The sequence below is a fragment of the Streptomyces sp. NPDC043746 genome, from assembly GCF_056436485.1.
In genome coordinates, this window is the sequence record NZ_JBWKCM010000050.1 from 1 (window position 1) to 24,566 (window position 24,566).

The window sequence follows — 24,566 nt, forward strand, 5'->3', positions numbered from 1 at the left end:
CTGGACACCTCACGAACCACCAGTTGAGCACCTCGCCAGCTCTTCCGGCTGCTCTGCACTCGGAGCCAAGATCTTTGCGGGACAGCCCTTAGCGAGCTCGTGCATGGACGGCGGCGACAGGTCGAAGCTGAGGTCGGCCGTCGTGTCAGGGTCCCATTCGCGATGGGCCGCGAAGGTCGTGGTCTGCTGGTGTGAGAGCAGTTCGGCGGGAGTCTGGGCGATGTCGGTCGTGCGCTCTCGGCGGCTGTGATGCTCCACCCGCCGCACCCGGTGTCCGCCGATGTTGGTGCCGAGCGCACAGAAGCCCCACCGAAATCGCTTTCGGTGGGGCCTCCTGCATATGCGGGGCCATTCCTGCCTTGCCGGATCAGCGCAGAGACCTATCCCGGTCAGCTCAGTTGATCCAGTTCAGCACGGATTCTGTCCGCTTCGGCACGAGCAGCGGCCGCTTCGGCGGCAGCTCTCTGGCGATCTTCCTGAAAGATCAGAACGGCGGCCAGCGAATCCAACGCGTCTGCAATCCCTTCCCGCCATGCGGCAAAAGATTCTGTTTCGCACCCGCCCTGGGGTCTTTCGGACCGTACTTCTCTCAATTTTTGAAGTGCGGTGCGCAATTCTGGAGAGATAGACACGAAGTCACCCACGTCCGCCGATTTGTGGCAAGAATCGCTGGCAGGCAGGGCACGGTCCGATCAGCTCGCCATGATCCTCAATGGGGAAGGAATTTCCCCTACCGCCGCCATCAATCTTGACGGACTGGAAGGTCGACCCCTCCAGCGGGATTTCGGCCAGCTCGAACTGAATGGCACACCCGACTTCGCCACATCCGCCATGGTGTCTCGAGTCGGCTACCGCCCTCGCTGTCTGCGGAGGCATTACGCCGCTACGAGTATCCATGGCATATGCCAAACGGGAATGCTTTCCATCCGCAGACGTAATCTTTGTGGCAACGTTGGGACGTGATTCCGGGCTCATGCTCAGCGCCTCGTCTGCAAAGTCGAGCAAGTCATCATCGGCCTCGCCACAGTTGTGAACCAGGACCGGCGCGGTCCCCGCCACCACATAGTACGTGTGCTCGCCGGGCGGCCGTCACCTGCATTTTCGCTGGTCAGCGAATTCCGGCCGGTCCGTAGGTGTGCGTGGAAGTGCCGTGCTGTGCGCCCCTGTTGCCGTCGGCGTTGCCGCTGCGTCAAACGCCCGAGAGGCCCCACCGAATATCCATTCGGTGGGGCCTCTCGAAATGTCCACAGCATGTTATGGACTGAGGCTGACTTACCGAGTCACCTGAAGGCGCTCCTCCAGTGTTTCCAGTGAAATCTCACCTTGCACCCATGCCGTGACGTATTGCAGGTCATGAACCGAAAGACCGAAGGCCGATCGAAGCACTTGGGCCAGCCGGAACGGCGCCAACCTCAAGTTTGGATGCTTGTCGATTAGGAGATCAGCGATCTCTGCGATGCTGCACCCAATTCCGTGGTACTCGACGGCCAAGCGCGCCAATCGTTCAATTTCCTCGTCCATCAGTTCCCTCATCTTCGGAATGTGGCAAGGACTTGCTGGAAGTCCCCGTCGAGCCTCGGAACTGCTTCATCGATCCTCGCACGAGTGAAGCCATATCTGGCTGCCTGCCTTCCAGTCCAGGTTCCCTTGGCTGCCGATACAAGGCTTGCACCACCACGGACAGCTTCATTGAAGCCTCCAAGGTTATCTCCGTAGACCCAGATCCCCTGGACACCCTGAACTCGGTCCCCGAAGTGGCCCATAACTTCGTCGAACATCGCCTTACCCCGCAGCGGTGAACCCTTGTCGGGATTGTTGTGCATCATCATGGTCAGAATGCCGTCACTATCGAGGTCGGCAATCACGCCACTTCCACTCGCATCATGCGAGATGGAGTAAGTGCTTTCGTTACCACCACGCGTAACTCCGCAGTTATGTACGAGGACCGGCGTGGCGCCCGCCAGCACATAGTACGTGTGGGTGTTGCCGACGGTGAGGTTGTGGACCGTTGCACCTGCGCTGGTCCAGCGCTCCACCGCAGTGATCTGGATCTGCGTGCCGGCTCCGGTGTGGAGCCACTGGCCCGACTTGAGGTCGGTGGCGTCGATCCACTCGCCCAGTTCGGGGACCCAGAACGGGTGGCCGTCGGTCGCCGTGATCTCGGCGGTCTTCGTGCCGCGGTCGCCGTCGGTGTCGATGGTGACCTTGACCAGGTGCTTGAGGCCTTCGCCCTTGATCTCGGCGGTGACCGTCTCGATCCGGGTCTCGCCCGTCTTGGGGTCGGTGGCCTTGACCTTGTCGCCGACCTTTACGTCCTCGATGCTCTTCGTCGAGCCGTCGGCCATGAGGACCTTGGTGCCGGGGGTGAAGCTGTTGTTGATCGGGCAGGAACCGCCGCTGCCTTCACCGGTCTTGCCGGATCCGCCGCTGCCGCTCGAGCCGCCGTTGGAGCGGGCCGAGCCGCCGGAGGAGCCGCCGGGCCTGGACGTGGCCTTGGTGCCGCCGCTCGAAGCCTTGCTGCCGCTGACGTTGGCGGCCGATGAGGCCTTCGGGGCCGCCTTTGCCTGGGCCTGCTTCTGGACCGGGTTGCCGGTCTTCTTTGTCTGGTTGACCGCCTTGTTGCTGATCGTGTTGGCCTTTTCGGCAGCCTTCTTCTTGGCTGCCTGTGCGGCCTTCTTGGCCTTCTCGATCGCCGCCTTCTTGGCGTCGAGCGCTCTCTTCTCCGCGGCCTTCGCCGCAGCGAGGACGGCCTGGGCCGCCTTCTTCGCCTTGTGGAAGGCCTGGATGGCGGAGATCGTGCGGTTGACCGCCTTCAGGACGGATGGGATCTTGCCCAGCTTGGTCCAGGGGATCGCCCCGATGATGAGGCTTCCGCAGGCCCACATGTCACCGCCGAAGCAGTTCATGGCGTCGGTGATGCCGATGAAGTCCTTCAGCGCGCCCCAGGCCGCCGAGAGGATCACCGACGTCAGGGACTTGCCCATCGTCGCCTGGGCCGCGGAGACCTGGGCGGCGCTCAGGCCGGCGCCAGAGAGGGCCGCGGCCCTTTCCGACGAGGTGAGCGTCACCGCGAGGCCCGTGGGGTCGGAGAGGGTGACCGGGTTGTTGTGGGCGTAGGCGTAGCCGTTGGACTGCAACGGGTCGGCCAGGTCCAGGACCGGGTCGGCGGAGAGGAAGCGGCCGACGACCGGGTCGTACAGACGGGCTCCGAGCGGTGTGTAGCCGGAGGCGTCGTTGCGCGTCGCGCCCAGGAACCCGGCGTGGGTGCGCATGGTGGCCGTGGAGATGTCGCGCTGGTTGCCGAAGGGGTCCTGCTTGCGGATCCGCACTGACATCGCGTCGTTGAGGGCGACCTCCGCGTACGGGGTGCCCTGGTGGTCCGAGGCGATGGCGACCAGGCTGCCGGCGCCGGTGCCGTAGCTGTAGCGCAGGACCGAGCCGCCGGGGGAGGCGTAGGAACGCTGGGTGCTGACCAGCGTGCCGCCCTTCTGGACGGTGACCTCGGACTCGCCCAGGTGCAGGGTCGCCTGCTTGCCCTGGACCGTCAGCAGACGGGAGCCGTCGGGACCGTAGATGTGACGGGTCTCGTTCTGCGCCTCCCACTGCTGGGCGGCCGAGCCGGCGGAGCAGGCCGTCAGCACGATCGGGGTGCTGTTGGCCGTGGCGCCGTCCTTGACAGTGACGCACAGGCCGGAGGCCGGGTGGGTCAGCTGTCCGGCCGCGGTGCGCTTCAGCTGCTGGGCAGCCGAGTTGTCACACTTGCGGACCTGCAGGGCCGAGCCGGCCGTGTTGGCCGCGGGCTGCAGGCACCAGCCCGCGTCGACGCTCAGCGCGCCCAGGTCGGCGTCGCTCTGGTTCGGGGTAGCCGCGAAGTTCCACTTCTGGGCGTTCGACGCGTTGCAGGAGTAGAGCTGCACCGCCTGGCCCGTCGAGGCGACGCCCGACTTCAGGTCGAGGCACTTGTCCGCGAGACCGACGTACTCGGTCTTGCCGCCGCCGCCCTGGCCGACGATCCGCTCGATCTGGCCGTCGTAGGTCCAGGTCAGCTCCTGCTTGTCACCCGTCGCCGTGGAGGTGACGGTCTTGGTCTCGCCGGTCAGTTCGTACAGGCGCTGCGCCTCGGCGGTGACCTGGGCACCCTGCGGCGTGACGTACTTCTTCGTCAGCTTGGTGAGAGTGCGCGGCTGGCTGCCGTCAGTCCCGCCGTAGACGTACTCGGTGACGGCGTCCTTCGCCGTGTCGCCGGTCAGGTCCTTCTCGGAGAGCTTCTTCCGGTTGCCGAGCAGGTCGTACTCGTACTCCTGCCAGTAGCCGGAACCGTCCGTGCCCGCCGTCGCGTTGGACGTGCCGTCGGGACCGGCCGGGCCCGCGGTGCAGGAGTTCTGGTCCTTCGCGGTCCAGGCCTTCGTCAGCTGGCCGAGCGGGTCGTACGTGAAGCACTGCCGCTCCTCGATGCCGAGGGAGCGCTCGCGGATGGAGGTGACGCCGCCGGCGTTGTTGTACCAGTAGGAGCGGTGCGATACGAGGTTGCCTCCGACGAGGGAGGTGTCGCCCTTCTTCTCCCGGTAGACCCGCTGGTCGATGAGTGCGCCGCTGGCCTCGTCGTAGCTGGCCTGCGTCCACACCCGGTTGGGCTGTGCGCCGAGCGTGGCGCGCAGCAGCTGGCCGTAGGAGGAGTAGACCGCCTCGGCGCCGTACCAGTCCTTGCCGGAGACCGAGAGCGGCAGACCGTCCTTGTCGTAGCGCACGACCAGCTTCTCGGCGGCGAGGTTGCCCGTGGCGGGCAGCGACGCCTCCTTGAGCTGACCGGTGTCCGTGTACGTGTAGTCGTACCGGTAGGAGGAGCTGACGCCCCACGTGCTCGCGATGGACGGCGGCAGCGACAGGGTGGTGGAGGTGGGCTGGTAGTCGGAGGTGAAGCCGCCGACCTTCAGCTCGTACGGCAGACCGTCGGTGAAGCGCTTGACGGAGGAGGGCAGCCCCTTGCCGCCGGGGGCGTTGTCGTAGGAGTACTCGCTGAGGACGGCGCCCGTCTTGCTGCCGAGCCGCTGCTGCGTGGGCCGGGACAGCTCGTCGTACCCGGTCCAGGTCGTGATGCCCCGGGCGTTGGTGACCGTCTCCGGGCGGTCACGGCTGTCGTACTTGGTGGTCGTGGCCCCCGAGTCCGGGTCGGTGGCCGTGTACAGACGGCCCCGGCGGTCGTAGGTCCAGGTCCAGGGGCGGTCACGGTCGGCGGAGTGGTCCGCCTTCGCCAACTGACCCCGCGCGTCGTACTCGTAGCGCATCGATGTGTAGTCGTCGCGCGCCGTGTTGGTGAACGTGTCGACCCGGGCGGTACGGCCCAGTGCGTCCGAGTAGACGCGGTAGGAGGCCGAGCCCGACGGGTTGATCACCGTGGAGTGGTCGGCGGCGTACGTGTACTTGGTCGCCCTGGCCGGCGTCTCCACGCCGCGCAGCAGGGGGAGTTCCTGAAGCACACGGCCGAGACCGTCGTACGTGTAGCGGGTGGCGTTGGGTATGGCCGTGTCGGCGATCGGGGGGAACAGCTCTCCGGCGGGTTTGCCCTCGGCGAAGTAGGCGTTGTTGGTCTGCCACACCTCGCCGGAGCTGTTGTACAGGGTGTCCGTGATCAGACGGCCCCCACCGGTGGCCTGCTCCTGGCTCTGGCGCTCGCGACCGAGGCCGTCGAAGATCGTGACCGAGGTCTCCACGCGGTTCTCATGGCCGCGCGAGGAGGTCGTGATGTACGGGGGCTTGCCCGCCGGAATGGTGTACGTCGCCGCGAAGTCGGGCACCGCCGATGCGGAGGGGGTGCGGCCGGGGCCCCACGCCTCCTTGAGCCGGCCCAGCGGGTCGTACACCGACTGGCTGACGTGGCCGTTGGCGTCGGTCGACCTGGTGGTGGTCGCGCGGCCCGGCTCCAGCTCGTCGATCTGCTTGTGGCCCAGGGAGTTCTCGGTGGTGACCTTGAACGCCTGCCCGGAGGGCGGGTCGTAGGTCATCTTCGAGGTCTTCAGCTCCGGGTCGGTCTGGCTGACGACACGGCCGATGGCGTCGAAGCCGGTGGTGCCCTCGCTCTGGAAGCCGGTGCCGTCCTCCTTCAGCGACCAGACCTGGGTGGCGAGGCCACGGGCGGACTTGGGAAGAGCGGCACCGTACGCCTGGTTGTCGTAGGCGGTGCGGCCGGCGGAGCTGAGGGTGGCCAGGTTGCCGAAGTCGGCGTTGGCGCAGGTGGTGGCAGACGACTTGACCTGCTTGGTCAGGCCGATGATGTGGGCCTCCTCCTGGTGGAGGTACTCCATCGCCGAGCAGGACTCGTCGCCGGTCTTGCCGGTGTCGCCGAGGAACTCGACCTGGGTGGGCAGGCCGTACTTCGCGTCGTACGAGGTGTTCGTCTGGATGACGCGCTCGGTGCGCTTGTCGTCGCCGGTTCCCGAGGACTTGGTGTACGAGAGCTGCTTGGGCTCGGTGACGCGCCAGGCGCGCAGGTCGGTGAGGCCGTCACCCCGGCTCCGCTTGGCGAGTTCGGTGGCCTTCGGGTAAGTGACGGAACGCGTCAGCCAGTTGGTGTCTGCGTCCTTGGCATCGCTGTAGGTCAGTTCCTCCGCGATACGGCCGGCGAAGGGCTCCTGGTCCTTGGCTATCTCGGTGCCGGCGATGTCCTTCACGGACACGGAGTCGCCCATGCCGCGGAAGTACCGGACGACCGCCTTGGACCGCTTGCTGCCGATCTCGGGGTCGTCGGCACCCGTGACGGTGGTGACCTGCTCGAAGCCGGCGAACTGGGAGTAGGTGCGGGTGGACTTCTTGGTGAACTCCTGCTCGGCCAGGCGCCAGCCGGCGTTCTTGTACGCGTAGGAGGTCAGCGTGGAGAACGCCCCGTCGACGTTGGGGAGTTCCTCGACGTCGGCGACCACGTACTTGTGGAACCAGTCGATGTCCTCCTTAGCCGGGTCCGGGTGCCAGTAGGAGGGGTAGCAGAGGCGGGTGTTGGACTTCAGGCCTTCCGGGTCGTTCTTGCCGGGCAGACCGACGCCCGTCGCGCACTGGCCCTCGGGCTGCTTGTAGTTGACGACGGTCTCGCCGCCGTACTCGCTGATGACACGGGCGATACGCAGCCGCGAGAAGCGGGGGCGGGTGTCGTTGGGCCGCATGACGCGGCTGGGCATGTCCTCGGCGTTGGACTCGAAGCGCACCGGGTTGAGGGTGACCTTCGCGTCCGTGGTGCCGTTGCGCCCGTAGCCGGTACGGGTGATCGACTCCAGCCAGAGGGCCGGGTTGGAGCCGGCCTTGATCGTCGGGAAGTTCTGCTTGAGCTGGTACTCGTCCACCACCTGGCGGGCGGTGGTGTCCGTGCGCCGCTGCGCCGACGTGGTGATCTTGTCCAGGCGCTTACGGGAGAAGAAGGCGGGGTTGGCGTTCCAGCACATCTTGCCGGAGGCGCAGCGGAGGTCGGCCGGGGTGTCGTACCAGATGCGGTACTTGCCCGGGTCCTTGGAGGTGAAGTTCTCCTCGGTGCAGGAGAGGGAGCCCTCCTTGAAGCACCGCTCCGCGACGGTGAAGTTGACGCGGGCCGGGGCCGGTGCGGAGAAGATGCTCCCCTTGCGCTGCCCGTAGTCGATGCGGGTCAGGTAGCCGCCGCGGTGGTAGGAGACCGGGGCCTTGAAGTTGAAGTTCTTGGCGTAGTAGTTGGTCTCGCGCGCCCACCACAGGGACATGGCGTTGCCGTGGACGTCCTCGACGTAGTCGAGGGACCAGCGCCAGGCCTGGGTGCAGGAGGAGCCGGCGAAGTCGCCCGCCTTGTAACAGTCCTCCCCGGGATGGTTGCCGAACACCGGTACAGTCAGGACGGAGTTGGTGACCGGGTCGTCGTCCTCGGTGGTGGTGGTGCCCTTGTCGGACCAGCCGGGCAGGCGGTGGCGCCCGAAGTGGTGACGGGTGCCGTCGCGGGTGGTGACCACCCAGTGCTCGCCGTCCTTGGCGCCGTTCTTGAGGCTGGGGTCCTTGATCAGCTCGACCTTGGAGCCGTCGCCGTTGGCGGTGGTCCAGGTCTCCTTGGTCTTGTCCCAGACGAGTTCGGTGGTCATGCCGCCGAGGGACAGCGTGGCGTTGTCGGAGCCCCAGCACATGTCACCGGTGCGGTGGGTGGCGTTGTTGGACCCCGGCTTCTTGGAGTCCTGGGTGCAGCCCGCGAAGGTCCGGGTGATCGCACCGGCGCTGTACTCCCAGCCGTCACCGATCCACGACGCCTGGTTGTTGGTGGCGGAGGTGCGGCCGTCCGCGGACTGCGAGGAGTAGGAGAGGTTGATCTTGGGTGTCAGGCCGCCACCGGTCTCCGGGGTCTGGATCTGGTACCCGTAGGTGAAGGCACCGGACGAGGAGCCCGCGGACCAGGAGCCCGAGGAGAGCAGCGGCGTGGCCGTGTAGTCACCGGCAGCCGATGCGCCGGTGTCGAGCGCGCCGACGACACGCGAGCCGGAGGAGGCCGCGGCCCGCAGGGCGGCCGGGCGCACGGAGGAGCCGGCCTTGGCGGAGGCCCCGTCCACACGCGAGCGGGCGGAAGCGCCGTCCGCCTCGGTGGCGGGGGCCCGCTCCTCGCCGAGCAGCTGGCCCACGGGCACGCTGCCCGTGAGGACGCGGCGGGTCTGAACGTTCTTGGCGGCGGCGGTGCGGGTGGGCGCGTCCTCGGCGGACAGCAGCTCCACCTCGCTGGGCAGCGACTCGAAGGTGTCCGAGCCGGTGGTGCCGGCGGACATCGTCTCCGTGCCGCCGTCGCCCTCGTCCGGGGCGCAGTCGCCGGTGCCGGAGGCGGTGTACACGCACTCGGGCAGCAGCATGAGGCCGAAGCGGTCGGCGGCCTGCGGACCGTAGAGGTCGGCGAAGGCGGTGGTGTCGACGCTGAGCGCGACCTCGGCCTCCGGGTCGGCGGTGGAGGGCGGGGTGACCTGCATGATCAGCCCGGCGACGCCCGCGTCCTGGGAGGCCTCGGGGGCGGCGAGGGCCACGTTCCACTGTCCGGCCAGGGCGGCCGGGTCGCCGCCTTCCGGGACACCGAGGGCGACCGGCAGGTCGGCGACGGGCACGGTGGCACCGGGCTCCAGGCCGGTCAGGTCGGCGGTGCCGCTGTCCTCCTGCCACGGGGTGATGGCCTGGGGCTCGTACGGCTCCACCGGGACTTCGTCGGCGGTGGTCAGGTTGGTCTCGGCGGTCTCGTCCTCGCCGATCGGGTCGATCTCCGGGATGTCCGGCAGTTCGAGCTGCGTCTCCTCCCGGTACATGCCGGGGCCGGGGACGGCCCAGGCCTCGGCGGAGAGGCTCGTGACCAGCAGGGTCGACGACATCAAGAGAACGACTGATATGCGGGCACGACGCCGCCGAGCACGCCCTGACGATGTCAGGGCCAATCGGCCACGTCCCCGCCAGGACAGCGGACCTGCAGCACGCATACGCGTCGACTCCCACCCGGGCGTGAAGAAACAGAGGAAATGGAACAGAGGTGCGCGAGCACCGGAAAGCACACGCCCGGCGAAGGGCGCATGGGTGGGCACTCTCTGTCAGGGGTGGACCGTTGAGCAAGATCACGGAAGGTGACGGTGAGCGGGCCGATATGAGTTGCCTCACAGGGTAAGATCCACTAGATCTCCACATGGCCCATCAGTTCGGTCATATACCTCTGTATTCGTGCCTAACTGGCCATAACGACCCGTCAAGAGATGTCAAAAACGGAGATACCCGGTATCACTCTCCTCACTTTCCACACGGCTGTAACGAATTAATGAACTTCTCATGGTGGACACTCCTTCCGGTCCCTGTGCGATCGTTCGGCGCTCTCCGCCCACCGGTCCGTCGAACGGGATCGTCTCTGTCATCCCCTTTTCCGTCCGGCCCCACGGGAGTAGCCCGCAGTGTCCGCGCCACGCCTCCTCAGCCCCTTCGTGCGTACGCGCACCAGGCTGACGTGCACCCTCGGCCTCCTGCTGGCCGCACTGACCGCCGCGTTGCTGCCCTGGTGGCAGCCCGGAACCGACAGCCCGTCACCGGGCGGGGACGGCCCTGCCGTCGCCAAGCCGGCGAAGCCCGTCTCCACGGGGCTCCGCGACGAGAGCGCCGCCATGGCCGAGGCACTCCGCCGCGGCAAGAAGGTCCTCGTCGACACCGCCACCACGGCCACCTCCCGCACCTGGGCGCTGCCCGACGGGCAGTGGCGTGCCGAGCTCCACGCGCTGCCGCAGCGGGCGAAGAACGCGGAGGGGCGGTGGGCCGACATCGACACCACCCTGAAGCGGACCGGCAAGGCCGACGACGGGCTGAGCATCCGCCCCGTCAACGCGCCCGTCCCGGTGCGCTTCTCCGACGGCAGCGCCGACGGCGCCCGCAAGGGCGAGGACCGGGCCGAGCGCTCGTACGCCCGGCTGCCCCTCCTCACCCCGGCCGACCGCGCTCCCGCCGGTGAGACCATCCTCGCGGAGTCGGAGTTCGACGGCCACACCATCGCGTACACCTGGCCCGGACCGCTGCCCGAGCCGCTGCTCGACGGACCCCGCGCCCTGTACTCCGAGGTGCTGCCCGGAGTGGACCTGCTCCTCGTCGCCCGCGACGAGGGCGGCTTCGGCCAGCTGCTGATCGTGAAGACGCGGGAGGCCTCGGCCCAGGCCGCCGTCAACTCGCTGACGTACGGACTCCGTTCGGAGACGGCGGTGTTCCGCCACGACAAGACCACCGACGGCGTGCTGGTCGTGGACCGGGCCACCGGCGACGAGATCACCGCGATCCCGACCCCCTTCGGCTGGGACTCCGCCGGTATGGACCCCGAGGCCCCGGAGGCCGAGCCCCGTACCACCGTGGCCACCCCCGAGGACGTGCTGAACCTCTCCGGCCTGGTCGGCATGGAGCCGGGCGCCCGCCAGAGCCCGCTGGCGACCCGCCTCGACGGCGAGGGCACCGGTGACGCCCGGCTCCGTCTGGACGTCTCCGGCAGTGGACTGTTCGCCGACGAGGACGTCCTGTTCCCCGTCTTCCTGGACCCGACGATCAGTCCCGGCTGGAAGGCGTGGACGACGGCCTACAAGCCGTACCCCAACACCAGCTTCTACAACGGCACCAACTTCAACTCCGGTACGGCCGACGCCCGCGTCGGGTACGAGAGCCATACCGGAGGCACCGCCCGCGCCTTCTGGCGGATGGGTTACGACACCAAGCTCAAGGGCGCCGCCATCACCGCGGCCGAGTTCAAGGTCATCAACAACCACTCCTGGTCGTGCACGAAGCGCGAGTACGAGCTGTCGCTGACCGGCGCCATCTCCTCGGGCACCACCTGGAACAAGCAGCCGAGCTGGAACACCTCCCAGGGCAAGCAGTCCTTCGCCCACGGCTACAACTCCTCCTGCTCCGACGCGTACGTGATGTACAACGTGAGGAACGCGGCCCAGCAGGCCGCCGACAACGGCTGGGCGACGGTCACCCTCGGCATGCGCTCCCCGGACGAGTCGAAGAAGGACTCCTACACCTGGCGCAAGTTCTCGGCGAAGACCGCGGTGCTGGAGGTCACCTACAACCGCAAGCCCAACCAGCCGACCGGCGGCACGACCTCTCCGGGCGGGGCCTGTGTGCCCGGACCGGGCGCCGGCCGTACCGTCGCCAAGACCAACCTCGTCCTCTCGGCGACCGCCTCCGACCCCGACGGCAACCTGAAGGGCCTGCGCTTCCGGTTCTGGAAGAACGGCACGACGGCCCCCGCGGGAACCCTTGTCACCAGTCTGAGCAGCGGCAAGGGTTCGGTGACGATCCCCTCCAGCAGCCTCGCCGACAAGACCACCTACTCGTGGGACGTACGGTCCGAGGACTCGGCCGGAGCCGTCTCCACCTACTTCCCGCTGGGCACGGAGCCCTGCCGCATCACCGTGGACGCCTCCGCCCCGCCGGCCCCCGACGTCTCCAGCGACGTGTTCCTGGAGGCCACCCCCGACGGCGCCACCTGGGCCACGGTCAAGTTCGGCGGGGATGGCCCGATCACCTTCAAGGCCAGCGGTGCGACCAAGTTCAGCTACGCCTTCGAGGGGCTGAACGCCAAGGAGGTGGCGGCCACCTCCGGGAGCGCCACCGTGCCGAAGCTCAAGCCCCCGCACTCCGGTCCGACCTACCTGCACGTGTACGCCTACGACGCGGTGGGCAACCGCAGCGCCCGCACCGACTACGTCTTCTACGTGCCGCCCCGGGACGTCGCCGACGGACCCGGCGACACCGGGGGCGACGGCCTGCCCGACCTGCTGGTCATCAACTCCGCAGGCAACCTGCGCACCTACGTCGGTGACGTGGACGGCGAGCTGTACGGCTCCCTGGCCGCCTCGTACACCACCGGCGGCAAGCTCAACCCGCCGGGCCACTGGTACGACCCCGCCACGGGCAAGGCGGCCCTGATCAGCAAGCACTCCGACGTCTACCCCGGCGACGGTGTCACCGACCTCTTCGCCCGCACCCCCGACGGAGGCTTCTGGCTCTACCCGGGCGACGGCTACGGCAGCTTCAACGTCGACAAGCGGCTGCGGGTGCGGCTGCCGTCCAACACGCCGGCCCCCGCCACCTGGGACCAGATCAAGGCCGTTGGGGACGTCACCGGCGACAAGCTGCCTGACCTGTTCGTACGGGTCGGGGACGCGTTCTGGGCGCTGAGCGGCTACACCGGCGGCGGCTTCCAGCAGGCGACCCGGATGAACGCCGACGCCTGGGGTGTCCGCGAGATCATCAACGTGGCCGACGTCGACCTGGACGGCACGCCCGACCTGGTGTGGCGCAACCGCTCGAACGGCAACATGTACGTCCGGCACGGCAAGCCGGGCACGGTCGCGGGCAGCGTGAACCTGGTCTCGCTCACCACGGCGGCCAACTCCCGTGACGGGGACGTCGCGTACGGGAACAACTGGACCGAAGCGAACGTCGACGCGGTCATCGGCGTCCCGGACCTGAACAAGGACGGGATCCCCGACATGTGGGCCCGTTTCGGGTCGGACGGCAAGATGCGTGTCTACCACCCGTCCAAGACGAACACCAACGCCCCGGTGAAGATCGTCATCTCCGCGGACTGGAGCGGCTTCAAGGCCTTCGGCTGAGCCACCTGACCACCCCGTGAGGGCGCCGTCCACCAGGACGGCGCCCTCTTCGGCTTCCGGCGGGGCGCTTCGGCTTCCGCCGGGGCCCCGCGCGCCCTGTGGTGCGGAACCTGGCCAGGATGGGACCCTAGTGGTATGAACATCCCTTTCTTGGACAACTGGCGTAAGCGTCAGGGTGGTACGCAGGGCCACGCGCTCGCGTCCGCCGTCGAGGCTGATCCCGGCGGTGTGGCCGAACTGCTCGCCGAATGCGAACTGCTGCGTTCCCGGGCGGGGCGGCAAGGGCTCGAACTCGACGACACCCCGGCCTCGTTGGCCGCGCTCGACCAGCTCCAGCCCCGCTGGCGCGACGACCCCGAGGAGCTGCCCTGGCTGGGCAACGACGCCGGCCTCTACCTGGGCACCGTACTCGTGCGCACCGTTCCCGGCGCCGCGTGGGACGTCTGGCCGAGTGGGCAGCCCGTGGTGCGGCTGGAGTCGGGTCGGGAGATCGACGTCGTCGCCGCCGGGCTGGACTGGGCCATGTCGGGCAGCCCCGAACTCTCCCAGCTCTACGCGGAGTCGGCCGAGAACTGACCCCGACGGAGGACGAGAACCGACCCTCCGTGGCGAGAACCGGACCCCCGGAGTGCGCCCCGCCCCCGGAGCTCATCTTCAAGAGTGATAAACAGCCTTATGCGCCATTAGCGCGTGTCGTGCGCGAAGTCCCTTTTCGGGATGGATAGTTTGCGCTGACCTCGACACAGCGACAAGTGGGTAGGGCAGCGCATGGCCGTCGATCCGTTGATCGAACTGAGGGACGTCAACAAACACTTCGGAGAGTTGCACGTACTTCAGGACATCAATCTCACCGTCGGCCGCGGGGAGGTGGTGGTGGTCATCGGCCCCTCCGGCTCGGGGAAATCCACCCTCTGCCGGGCGGTCAACCGGCTGGAGGCGATCGAGTCCGGCTCCATCCTGATCGACGGCAGGCCCCTTCCCGAGGAGGGCAAGGGCCTCGCTCAGCTCCGCGCCGAAGTCGGCATGGTCTTCCAGTCGTTCAACCTCTTCGCCCACAAGACCGTGCTGGCCAACGTCTCCCTGGCCCAGATCAAGGTCCGCAAGCGCAAGAAGGAGGAGGCCGACCGGCGCTCCCGGGAACTGCTGGAGCGGGTCGGCCTCGCCGCCCACGCCGACAAGTTCCCCGCCCAGCTCTCCGGCGGCCAGCAGCAGCGCGTGGCGATCGCCCGCGCCCTGGCCATGGACCCCAAGGCGCTCCTCTTCGACGAGCCCACCTCCGCGCTCGACCCGGAGATGATCAACGAGGTGCTGGAGGTCATGCAGCAGCTCGCCCGGGACGGGATGACCATGGTCGTGGTCACCCACGAGATGGGCTTCGCCCGGTCCGCCGCCAACCGCGTCGTCTTCATGGCCGACGGCCGCGTCGTCGAGGACCGCACCCCGGAGGACTTCTTCACCGCCCCGGAGAGCGACCGCGCCAAGGACTTCCTGTCCAAGATCCTCAAGCACTGACGGGGGGCTTCTCGTGTCGCGTACCAACAGTCTGCGCACCGGCAGCGGTCGCGGGGGCCGCCGCAGCACCACCCTCGCCCTCTGCCTCCTGCTCGCCGTCCTCGCCGCCGCCTGCGGCAAGGAGGGCAGCCCGCCCGTCAAGGGCCCCAAGGCCGAGGCGCTGCCCGTCTACCAGGTGGACCAGGGGTTCCAGCTGCCGGAATCGGCCACCTGGCGAAAGGCGGAGCGGCGCGGGTATCTGATCGTCGGCGCCAAGGAGGACCAGCCCTACCTGGGCGAGAAGGACCCGGCCGGCGGGGGCTACTCCGGCTTCGACATCGAGATCGCCCGGATGATGGCGGCCTCGCTCGGCTTCGAACCGAAGACCATCCGCTTCCGGACCATCGCCTCCGCCAACCGCGAGACGGCGCTCCAGAACGGCCAGATCGACTACTACGTCGGCACCTACACCATCAACGACATGCGCAAGAGGCTCGTGGGCTTCGCCGGGCCCTACTACATGGCCGGTCAGGGCCTGCTGGTGCGGACCGACGAGGACGACATCAACGGCCCCCAGGACCTGGCGGGCAGGACCGTCTGCTCGGCCGCCGGCACCACCCCCTACCAGCGCATCGCCGAGGAGTACCCCAGGGCGGTCCTGGTCGCCTACGACACGTACTCGGTCTGCGTCGACAACCTGCTGACCTACCAGGTCGACGCCGTCACCACCGACGACGCCATCCTCCTCGGCTTCGCCGCCAAGGCGCCGGACGAGATGAAGGTGGTCGGCAAGTCCTTCTCTCAGGAGCCGTACGGCATCGGCGTGGCGCGCTCCGACAACGCGCTGCGCTTCGCCCTCGACGACGCGCTGGAGGCGAACGAGAAGAACGGCAACTGGAAGAAGGCGTTCGAAGCGACGCTGGGCCTCTCCGGAGTGCCCGCGCCGACCCCGCCGCCCATCGACCGCTACCCGGCGAACTGAGGGGGACGGCCCACCCATGGACGTACTGACAGAGAACTTCTCCCTCTACGGCAAGGGCTTCCTCGGCACCGTCGAGCTGACCGTCTACTCCTCGGCCCTCGCCCTCGCCCTCGGCTTCGTCATGGCCTCCTTCCGGGTCGCGCCCGTCGGCTCGCTGCGGGTGCTCGGTGCGGTCTGGGTGACGGTGCTGCGCAACACCCCGCTGACGCTGCTGTTCTTCGCCGTCCTCCTCGGACTGCCGCGCTTCGGGCTCGTCCTGCCGTTCCAGCTCTTCGCCGTCCTGGCACTCGGCTGCTACACCTCCGCCTTCATCTGCGAGGTGCTGCGCTCCGGCATCAACACCGTGCCCACCGGCCAGGGCGAGGCCGCCCGCAGCCTCGGGATGACCTTCGGCCAGACCCTGGGCACCGTCGTCCTGCCGCAGGCCTTCCGCTCGGTGATCCCTCCTGTCGGCTCGACGCTGATCGCGCTGGCCAAGAACTCCGCGATCGCCGGGGCGTTCAGCGTCACCGAGCTGCTCGGCACCTACCGGACGCTCAACGAGCTGGGCTACAGCATCATCTGGACGTTCATCTGGATCGCCGTCGGCTATCTGATCATCACCCTCACCATCAGTGCGCTCTTCACCGTGATGGAGAAGCGCTGGGGAGTCGCACGATGACCCACTCCGCCCCGACCGCCACCGCGCTCTACGACATCCCGGGCCCGCAGGCCCGCAGACGCCACCGGCTCTACGGCATCGTCTCGACGGCCGCCATCCTCGCCCTCGTCGGCTGGATCGTGTATCTCCTCTTCGACACGGATCAGTTCACCGCCGAGAAGTGGCGCCCCTTCCAGTACCAGGGCATCCAGGAACTGCTGCTGCGCGGACTCGGCAACACGCTCAAGGCGTTCGCCTACGCCGCCGTCCTCTCCCTCGCGCTCGGCGCGGTCCTCGCGGTCGGCCGGCTCTCCGCGCACCGCCCGGTGCGCTGGCTCTGCACCCTGCTGGTCGAGTTCTTCCGGGCCATGCCGGTGCTGGTGATGATCTTCTTCATCTTCGTGGCGCTGAAGGTGCACGCGCTGCCCGCCCTGGTCGCCGGACTGACCCTCTACAACGGCTCGGTCCTCGCGGAGGTCTTCCGGACCGGGATCAAGGCCGTGGACCGGGGCCAGCGGGAGGCCGCGTACGCCCTCGGGATGCGCAAGACACAGGTCACGACGTTCGTCCTGGCTCCCCAGGCGGTACGGGCGATGCTGCCGACCATCATCAGTCAGCTGGTGGTCGCGCTCAAGGACACCTCACTGGGATATCTGATCACCTACGAGGAATTCCTCCACGCGGGGAAGCTGATCGCGTCGAATCTCGACTACGATCTTCCCTTCATCCCCGTCGTGATGGTGATCTCTCCGATCTACATCGGACTGTGCATGCTGCTCTCGTGGTTCGCCACCTGGGTGGCGAGACGGCAACGGCGCAATCCGAAGACGGAGGCGGTGGGGGTGGCCCCGGCCGAGCCGGGGAAGCTGCTGCCGGGAGGCCAGTAGCCGAGCATGTCCCGCCCGGCAGCAGTCGGTGATCACTTCTCGCGCAGCGGGACCGAGAGATGACTCGGGTCCGAGGCGGGCGAGGAGAAGGTCAGCTGCGCGCCGGTCGGGTTGTGCTCGATGTACAGCGGATCGACGGTGTCGACCACCAGGGCGAGCCGGTGACCGGCCGGGACGTCGTAGGCCGTGGAGAACAGCTCCAGGTCGACGGCGAACGGCCGGCCCGGCGTCTGCCCGTGGAACGTGTACGGGGCGTTGCTGACCAGCTTCCCGATCCCGAGCGGCCCCACGTCGTACAGGTACGCGACGAACGTGCCGCTCGACTTCGTGCTGGTGACCGTGGTGTGCAGCTCGGCCGTGCCCCGGACGCGCTGCTCAAAGCCGTATCTCTCCGACTGCCACACGCTCGCGAAGGTGCGCGGCAGCAGGGGGACGGAGACCGTGGGCGGCAGCTTCAGGAACTGGTCCAGTGCGTTGGAGAGCAGTGTGACACCGCCGTTGGCGCCCGAATCGACGTTCGCCCACACCCTCTTCGTACCGTCGAGCGCGATGCGGCTCTTCGCCGCGCCCACCGACGCCCAGTCCGCGTACCCCTCGTACCCCCGGTTTGTGCGGGACTTGAGCTGGACGGGCGACTCGGTGTCGATGCCGTTGCGCTCGCCCTTGAGGTAGCGGTCGAACCAGCGGCGGGTGTTGGTCCAGGTGTCGTTGGGCAGCCCGAAGAGGCCGGTCAGCTCGGCGGTGGCGTGGTCGCCAGGGCGGAACTCCAGTCGCTTGGGGCCGGTGAGCTTCTCGTAGAACGAGGCGTACTGGTTGGGCGGGAAGATCGTGTCGCCCCAGGCGTTGCCCATGAGAATGGCCGCGCCGTTGGCGTTGATCTTGTCCAGGTGGGTGGCGGGGGAGCGCTCGGCGCCCCAGGCGATCATCTCCGGCTCCTTGTCCAGCTTGGAGCCGAGGAAGTCCTTGAGCGTCTGGGAGAGTTCGTCGCTGGGGCGGCCGGTGAGCACGCCCGCCCCGCCGAGCAGGGCGGCGGCCTGGAGGTGCTGGGTCCGTCCGCTGTAGATCGACTCGATCAGATCGGCCCAGCCGCTCAGCGCGGCCACCGCCTTGATCCGGGGGTCGTGCCCGGCCGCGAGCAGGCTGATGCCCGCCCCGTAGCTCACCCCGCCCATGCCGATCCGGTCCGGGTCGGCCGAGGTGTTGGCGAGCGCCCAGTCGATGACGGCGGAGGCGTCCGCGATGTCCGGGGGACCGGCCACCTCGATCTTCCCGCCGGAGAGCCAGAAGCCGCGCGAGGTGTAACTCACCACCACATAACCGGAGTCGGCGAGCTTCTGGGCCTGCGCCAGGTATTCGATCTGCGGCATGGCCCAGCTGGTGGGGAAGACGATCAGCGGGTGCTCGGCCCCGGCCGGAGAGGTGGCGGGCCGGAACACATTGCCCTTGAGCGTGATGCCGCCGGAGCCGGGGATGTCGTGGAACGTCAGCCCCGGCGCGGAGGCGCTCGCCTGGGCGGGGGCGGGGGTGGTCGCTGCCGCCGGAGCCGCGCCGAGGGCGGCTCCGGTCAGCAGGACGGCGGCGGTGGTGATCGAGGCGGTGGTGCGCAGGGCGGGTTTCGGACGTACCACGGGTCACTCCTCACGAGTGTCAGTGCAAAGTGACCCGACGGTAACCCCGGTTGTTTACCGCTGGTAACTGCCGGGCGTGTTGCGTGAGGGTAACGATTGTTGGACGTGCTGTCAGTAGCCCCGGAAGTGTCCGGACATGAGCGTACGGAGGCGAGCGCGCGGTCTACTTCAGCGCGCTCTTGGCCTGCCAGTCGGTCCACGACACGTTCCAGGCGCCGTAGCCGTTCCCCTCGGCGACCGTGCCCTTGGCGTCGGCGCCGGTGATCTCGAACGGGTCGCCCACCCGCACCTGCCCGTAGAGCGCGGAGGCGTTGGCGTCGCTCATCCCGAGACAGCCCGAGCTGCGGTTGGCGTTGCCGAAGTAGGCCGCGTTCCACGGTGCGGCGTGCGCGTACATCCCCGACCAGGTCAGCCGCATCGAGAAGTCGACCATCTTGTCGTAGGCGTCCCCGAGTCCCACCGTCTCGGAGCGCATGTTGATCGTGCCCTCCTTCGACATCAGGACGGCCGTGCCCCGCCAGGAGGCCTTCTTGCCTCCCGGCGTACCGGCCGACATCGGGATGTCCATGACCTGCTTGCCGTCGCGGTGCAGGGCGAGGCGGTGTCCGTCGAGGTCGACCTTGACCACCTGGGCCGCGCCGATGGTGAACGTCGTGAGGTAGTCACGGACGAACCAGCCGCCGTCGGCCCCGGTGTCGATGCCGTTCAGCTCGGCCTTGAGCGTGACCTTCGTGCCGGGCTTCCAGTACTCCTTGGGCCGCCAGTCGACGCGGTCCTTGCCCGAGTAGTCCTGCAACCAGCCCCAGGAGCCCTCGGTGTCGTTCGAGGTGGACACCTTCAGCCCCTTCTCCACCGCCGCCTTGTTCTTCACCGGGTGGTCGAAGACGATCGACAGCGGCTGGGCGATGCCGACCGTGGTGTTCTTGCCCGGCGCGAGCGTCAGCTTGTTGACCTTCTCCGCCTCGGCCGTCGTGAACGCCGCCTGGTCGCTGCCGCCGTCCGCGTCCTCGGCCTCGACCGTGTACGCGGTGCCCGGCGCGGCGACCCGCTCGGATATCCAGGTCCGGCCGTCGGCCGATATCTTCCCCGCCAGCGTGGCGTCCTCGCCCGCCGTCACCGACACCGTCTTCAGCTTCCCGTGCGCCAGCGTGACCTTCACGGGCTCACCCGGAGCCGCCGCGTCCCCCGTGAGGTTCACCGAGATGCTGGTCTCCGGAGCCTTGCCGTCCCCACCGGCCTGCGCGGCGGAACCGGCCGCTCCGCCGCCCGAACAGGCCGTGAGCGAGGCGGCGAGCAACGCCGCCGGGACGGCGGTCAGGGCGGTACGGCGGTGGATGCGCGGACGTACGGAACTCAACGGAACAACCTCCAGTGCAGCAGGACTCGACAGATGAGAGGCGTTTTCCCCCCTGTCGGGTTCCGTTTCCCTCATATCGGGTTCTGCCGACGCCCGCCCCATCGGCGCCGGACTCCACGGAGTACCGTCCACCGTCGGACACAACCCCGGACGTGGGAGAGACCTGTGAGTGTGAGCGCCGAGCCCGAGGGGCCCGGAACACCGGACAAAGTGCGGATACCGGACGGGTCCGGAAAGCCCCGGCCGACAGAGGCGGCGGCCGGGGCGGGCGCGTCCGACGGGCCCCGGCCCGAAGCGGCGGCGCCCCGCTCCGCCTCCGTCCTGCGCAGTGGGGCGGTCATGGCGGCGGGCTCCGTCGTCTCCCGGGCCACCGGCTTCGTCCGCTCGGCGGTCGTCGTCGCCGCGCTCGGTACGGGGATGACCGCCGACGGCTACACGGTCGCCAACACCGTTCCCAACATCCTCTACATCCTCCTCATCGGCGGCGCGCTCAACGCCGTCTTCGTCCCCGAACTGGTCCGCGCCGCCAAGGAGCACGCCGACGGGGGCGTCGCCTACACCGACCGGCTGCTGACCCTGTGCACGGTCGGGCTCCTCGCCCTCACCGCGCTCGCCGTGGCGGCCGCGCCCCTGATCGTCGGCCTCTACACCGACTACGACGGCCGCCAGGCGGAGCTGACGATCGCGCTGGCCCGCTACTGCCTGCCGCAGATCCTCTTCTACGGGCTCTTCACCCTGCTCGGCCAAGTCCTCAACGCCCGTGGCCGGTTCGGCGCGATGATGTGGACCCCGGTCCTCAACAACCTCGTGGTCATCGGAGTGTTCGGCCTCTACATCGCCGTCGCCGCGCACTCCGACGGCACCCTCTCCGACGCGCACGCCCACCTCCTGGGCTGGGGCACCACCGCCGGGATCGCCGTGCAGACGCTCGCCCTGATCCCCGCGCTGCGCGGTGCGGGGTTCCGCTGGCGGCCCCGGTTCGACTGGCGCGGCAGCGGGCTGACCCGGCCGATGCGCTCGGCCGGCTGGCTCGTGCTGCTGGTCCTCACCAACCAGCTGGCGTACTGGGTCGTGACCCGGCTCTCCACCACCACCCAGCAGCTCGCGCACGAGCAGGGCGTGGCGGGCGGCGCCGGCTACACCGCGTACAGCTACGCCTATCAGCTCTGGGTCGTCCCGCAGGGCATCATCACGGTCTCGCTGGTCACGGCGCTGATGCCCCGGATGAGCCGGGCGGCGGCCGACGGGGACCTCGCCGGGGTGCGGCGCGATGTCGCGTACGCCCTGCGGACCAGCGCCGCCGTCATCGTGCCCGCCGCCACCGCGTTCCTGGTCCTCGCGCCCTGGGTGATCGGCTCGGTCTTCGGGTACGGGCGCACCACCGACGCCGACGTCACGGTGATGGCCGGCATCATGATGGCCTTCGCCCCCGGGCTCATCGCCTTCTCCGGGAGTTACGTCCTCTCGCGCGGCTTCTACGCCATGAGCGACACCCGCACCCCCTTTCTGCTCAACCTGGTGGTCGCCGCCGTCAACGCCGGCCTCTCCGCCGCGGCCTTCTGGGTGCTGCCCGCCCGCTGGGCGGTGACGGGGATGGCCGCGGCGAGCACGGTGGCCTTCTGCACCGGCTTCGCCGTCACCGCGTACGTCCTCTCCCGCCGGGTCTCGGCCACCGGCCCGGGCCGCCTGCTGCGCTCACCCACCCTCGGCGCCCACCTCCGGCTGATCACCGCCTGCCTGCCGGCCGGCGCGCTCGCCTACGCGGCGGCCCGCGCGGCCGAGGGCGCCGGGGACGTGGCGGCCGCCGGAGCCGGGACGCTCGTACTCCTGCTCACCGTGGTGCTGCTGGCCCGGCCGCTGAGGATCGGTGAGATCACCGCGATGGTGGACAGCGGCCGGGCACGGCTGCGGCGCTGAGGACGACGCCACCCCCCGCCCGCAGGGTGGGAGGCCAGCGAGACCGGGCCGTACGCGGCGAAGCTACCGGTGCACGACGAACTCTCCGAACATCCGGTACAACAGCTCCGCACCCTGCCGCAGCGCCGCCACACCCACCCGCTCGTCGTCGCCGTGCATGGCGGTCAACGACGCGTTGTCCACCACGTACGGATATGTGCCGTAGACCGGGATGTCGCGGTCCTGCCAGGGCTTGCCGCTGGTGCCTGCCTCGAACATGGCGGGCACGGCGGGCACACCGGGGTGGGTGAGCGCCACCGCCCGGCGCCACGCGGTGAAGACGTCGGAGTCGACGGGGCTGGGGCGGGCGCTCCAGTCCCGTTCCAGCGGGCCAGGGTGTCGGATGCGTTCTCCCCCGGCGGGCCGACCAGGTCGAGACGGGTGCCCGGGTGCTCCGCGATGACCTTGCCGATGTGGTGGATCAGGTCGTCAGGTGACTGGCCGCCGGGGGTGAACCGCAGTTGGAGAAGCGCCGATGCCTGCCGCGGGATCACATTGGCACGGAGCCCTCCGTCCTGGGAGACGAAGGCGATGGTGGCCCGCAGCAGTGCGTTGTGCAGTCCCGGGTACGGCGACCTGCTCAGCACCTCCTCCGCGAGGGCATCGAGGGTGTCCCCGGTTTTGAGGGTGTCCCCGGCTTCGAGGAGCCGGCGCACGGCAGTGGCCAGTCCCGGGTCCTGGGTGCCCCGGGCGAGAGCCGCGAAGTAGTCGCGGTTCAAAGGAGTGAGGACGACCGGGGTACGGGCGGCCGAGACGGCGTGCACAGCCGCGGCGAGCCGGGCCACCGCCGAGTCCGGCAGGGGACGGGAGGAGTGGGTGGCTGTCCCGGTCGCGGTGAGCCGGACCGCTCCGAAGGCCCGGTCCACACAGCTGAGGGACGCCAGCATGGGGGTGTCGCCTCCCTGTTGGGCCAGTGTCCAGCCGCCCTCCGTGAGCACGGCCCCCGCGCCGACCCGGTCCCAGTGGTGCTCGGTCAGCCAACGGGTTCCGTACCAGCCGCCCTCCTCGTCGCAGTCCGAGAGAAAGATGATGTCGCGGTCGAACAGAGCCCCCTCCCGTACATGTCTGAGCAGGGCATTCATGAAGGCCGCGCCTGCCCCCTTCATGTCCAGACTGCCGCGCCCCCACAGGAAGCCTTCGGAGACGACGGCATCGAAGGGAGGGTGCTGCCAGTGCTCCGGATGGGCGGGTACGACATCGGAGTGGGACAGCACGAGCAGCGGGTCCCGCTCCCCGGTCCCTTCGATGCGGGCGAGGAAGTGGACGTTGCCCGGTTCGGGGGTGGGGATGATCTCCGTGGCCACGCCGGCGTGCCGCCAGACGCTCTCCAGGGTATGGGCGAGCGGCAGGGCGTCGGCGCCCTCGCCGTTGTGCGAGGTGTCGTAGCGGATCATGGTGCGGGTGAGGGAGACGACGTCCGTGTCCCCGGGCGGGTGGGGGAGGGGCTCGGCCGGCACGCTCATCGCTCCTCCAGGGGGCCGCCGTCCTCCAACGGTCTGCGCGCATGGACGAAGCGCACGGGCACGGGCAGGGCGATGCGGCCGTCGGAGCCGCGCAGCCTTTCGAACACCTCGCCGATCGCCTCTCTGGCGGCGGCCGCCTCGGCCCCGCGCAACGAGTCCCAGGCGGCACGCAGTCCGGTGGACATCGACCAGGTGATCCAGTCGTCCCCGGAGGCGACGGCCATCTCGTGGGTCTCATCGGCCACCGCCACTCCCTCGAATCCGAGCCGGGTGAGCGCGGAGACGATGCTCGCCCGGGACTCGGACCAAGGGGCACGGCCGCGCTCACGGGGGTCGGGGCCGGGTGGGAAGTGAGGGGCGAGAACGGCGAAGGCTTCCGGCGGTACGAAAGGGGGCAGGCCGTCGTCGTCGATCAGGTCGCTGTGGACGAGCCGGCCCCCGGGGACGAGAAGCGGAAGGTAGGCACTCAGCGTCCCAGGGGCGCCGGGCAGATGCATCACACTGAATCCGGCCAGCACGATGTCGAACGACTCGGGGGCGAAGTCGGGCTTCTCCGCCTCCATCTGTCGTACCGTCACGTTGCGCCAGCTCCGCGCCCGGACCTCGGCCTCCGTGTGACGCACCATGGCGTCGGCTATGTCGATGCCGGCCACGGAGCCGTCCGGCCCGACCTTCTCGCGGGCGGGGAAGAGACAAGCCCCTCTACCGCATCCGACATCCAGTACTCGGTCACCGGGCCCTGTCCCGGCCCTGGTCACCAGCCGTGCGCCCAGCGGGGTGAAGAAGTGCACCGGCGAGCGGTCGAAGGCCGCTGCCGCGCGGTCGAAGGTCTCGGCGATGGATTCCTTGTGCCGGGTCGCGTCCATGACGGGCACCTCCTGTTCCTGCGGATCTACGGGGTCGGGACGGCTCTAGAGCCGGACGAACTCACGGACCTGGGGGGGGGTGCCCTTATTGATCTGAAACGCTTTGAGTTCAGGCTCGTTGATGGTGTGTGAGTGATCTGGTGGGGGATGCGCGGACGTGGTCGCCGAACGCGCAGGAAGCCGTGCGGTT

At 68.9% G+C, this 24,566-nt stretch carries 14 protein-coding genes; 7 read left to right on the forward strand and 7 right to left on the reverse strand.

Annotated features, from left to right (window positions below; translation table 11 throughout):
- Window positions 1-389: 389 nt before the first annotated feature.
- The 3 genes from AC0682_RS30495 to AC0682_RS30505 all read right to left on the reverse strand — a co-directional run bounded on the left by AC0682_RS30495 (window position 390) and on the right by AC0682_RS30505 (window position 9,341).
- Window positions 390-644, reverse strand: a complete 255-nt coding sequence (locus AC0682_RS30495; RefSeq protein WP_381250077.1) for a hypothetical protein — start codon at window positions 642-644, stop codon at window positions 390-392.
- A gap of 628 nt (window positions 645-1,272) precedes the next feature.
- On the reverse strand, window positions 1,273-1,533 hold the full coding sequence (locus AC0682_RS30500) for a hypothetical protein (protein ID WP_143070872.1): 261 nt from the start codon (window positions 1,531-1,533) through the stop codon (window positions 1,273-1,275).
- Complete coding sequence (locus tag AC0682_RS30505; RefSeq protein ID WP_478536427.1) at window positions 1,530-9,341, reverse strand: ricin-type beta-trefoil lectin domain protein; 7,812 nt, start codon at window positions 9,339-9,341, stop codon at window positions 1,530-1,532. Before AC0682_RS30505 ends, AC0682_RS30500 begins: the two co-directional genes overlap by 4 nt.
- A gap of 564 nt (window positions 9,342-9,905) precedes the next feature.
- Here AC0682_RS30505 and AC0682_RS30510 point away from each other — a divergent pair.
- From AC0682_RS30510 to AC0682_RS30535, 6 genes are all read left to right on the forward strand, one after another.
- Window positions 9,906-13,106, forward strand: a complete 3,201-nt coding sequence (locus tag AC0682_RS30510) for a hypothetical protein (RefSeq protein ID WP_478536428.1) — start codon at window positions 9,906-9,908, stop codon at window positions 13,104-13,106.
- A 135-nt stretch (window positions 13,107-13,241) separates the two neighbouring features.
- Window positions 13,242-13,682 carry a DUF6278 family protein gene (locus AC0682_RS30515; RefSeq protein ID WP_478536429.1) on the forward strand — a complete coding sequence of 147 codons (441 nt, stop codon included), beginning with the start codon at window positions 13,242-13,244 and terminating at the stop codon, window positions 13,680-13,682.
- Between the two features lie 192 nt (window positions 13,683-13,874).
- Window positions 13,875-14,618, forward strand: a complete 744-nt coding sequence (locus AC0682_RS30520; RefSeq protein ID WP_478536431.1) for an amino acid ABC transporter ATP-binding protein — start codon at window positions 13,875-13,877, stop codon at window positions 14,616-14,618.
- 31 nt (window positions 14,619-14,649) lie between these two features.
- Window positions 14,650-15,579, forward strand: a complete 930-nt coding sequence (locus AC0682_RS30525; protein WP_478536443.1) for a glutamate ABC transporter substrate-binding protein — start codon at window positions 14,650-14,652, stop codon at window positions 15,577-15,579.
- Window positions 15,580-15,595: 16 nt separating this feature from the next.
- On the forward strand, window positions 15,596-16,240 hold the full coding sequence (locus tag AC0682_RS30530) for an amino acid ABC transporter permease (protein WP_478536432.1): 645 nt from the start codon (window positions 15,596-15,598) through the stop codon (window positions 16,238-16,240).
- Window positions 16,237-17,106: an amino acid ABC transporter permease gene (locus tag AC0682_RS30535; RefSeq protein ID WP_478536433.1), complete on the forward strand. Its 870-nt coding sequence runs from the start codon at window positions 16,237-16,239 to the stop codon at window positions 17,104-17,106. The genes AC0682_RS30530 and AC0682_RS30535 overlap by 4 nt, the downstream gene beginning before the upstream one ends.
- Before the next feature lie 32 nt (window positions 17,107-17,138).
- Here the strand turns inward: AC0682_RS30535 and AC0682_RS30540 are convergent, their stop codons facing one another.
- Window positions 17,139-18,734 (reverse strand): CocE/NonD family hydrolase, encoded by a 1,596-nt coding sequence (locus tag AC0682_RS30540; protein ID WP_478536435.1) that lies wholly within the window; start codon window positions 18,732-18,734, stop codon window positions 17,139-17,141.
- A 163-nt stretch (window positions 18,735-18,897) separates the two neighbouring features.
- Complete coding sequence (locus tag AC0682_RS30545; protein ID WP_478536437.1) at window positions 18,898-20,091, reverse strand: L,D-transpeptidase; 1,194 nt, start codon at window positions 20,089-20,091, stop codon at window positions 18,898-18,900.
- Window positions 20,092-20,412: 321 nt separating this feature from the next.
- Here AC0682_RS30545 and murJ point away from each other — a divergent pair, with 321 nt between their 5' ends.
- Window positions 20,413-22,008 (forward strand): murein biosynthesis integral membrane protein MurJ, encoded by a 1,596-nt coding sequence (gene murJ / locus AC0682_RS30550; RefSeq protein ID WP_478536445.1) that lies wholly within the window; start codon window positions 20,413-20,415, stop codon window positions 22,006-22,008.
- Window positions 22,009-22,172: 164 nt separating this feature from the next.
- Here the strand turns inward: murJ and AC0682_RS30555 are convergent, their stop codons facing one another.
- Together AC0682_RS30555 and AC0682_RS30560 are read right to left on the reverse strand one after the other, a co-directional pair.
- Window positions 22,173-23,510, reverse strand: a complete 1,338-nt coding sequence (locus AC0682_RS30555; RefSeq protein ID WP_478536439.1) for a M20/M25/M40 family metallo-hydrolase — start codon at window positions 23,508-23,510, stop codon at window positions 22,173-22,175.
- Window positions 23,507-24,376 carry a class I SAM-dependent methyltransferase gene (locus AC0682_RS30560; RefSeq protein ID WP_478536441.1) on the reverse strand — a complete coding sequence of 290 codons (870 nt, stop codon included), beginning with the start codon at window positions 24,374-24,376 and terminating at the stop codon, window positions 23,507-23,509. Before AC0682_RS30560 ends, AC0682_RS30555 begins: the two co-directional genes overlap by 4 nt.
- Between the last annotated feature and the right edge of the window lie 190 nt (window positions 24,377-24,566).

Bases quoted from the DNA above. Each gene is read 5' to 3' on its own strand.
- AC0682_RS30520 (WP_478536431.1), top strand. From the start codon at position 13,875: ATGGCCGTCGATCCGTTGATCGAACTGAGGGACGTCAACAAACACTTC.
- AC0682_RS30535 (WP_478536433.1), top strand. From the start codon at position 16,237: ATGACCCACTCCGCCCCGACCGCCACCGCGCTCTACGACATCCCGGGC.
- AC0682_RS30515 (WP_478536429.1), top strand. From the start codon at position 13,242: ATGAACATCCCTTTCTTGGACAACTGGCGTAAGCGTCAGGGTGGTACG.
- AC0682_RS30555 (WP_478536439.1), bottom strand. From the start codon at position 23,510: ATGAGCGTGCCGGCCGAGCCCCTCCCCCACCCGCCCGGGGACACGGAC.
- AC0682_RS30560 (WP_478536441.1), bottom strand. From the start codon at position 24,376: ATGGACGCGACCCGGCACAAGGAATCCATCGCCGAGACCTTCGACCGC.
- AC0682_RS30505 (WP_478536427.1), bottom strand. From the start codon at position 9,341: ATGTCGTCGACCCTGCTGGTCACGAGCCTCTCCGCCGAGGCCTGGGCC.
- AC0682_RS30500 (WP_143070872.1), bottom strand. From the start codon at position 1,533: ATGAGGGAACTGATGGACGAGGAAATTGAACGATTGGCGCGCTTGGCC.
- AC0682_RS30530 (WP_478536432.1), top strand. From the start codon at position 15,596: ATGGACGTACTGACAGAGAACTTCTCCCTCTACGGCAAGGGCTTCCTC.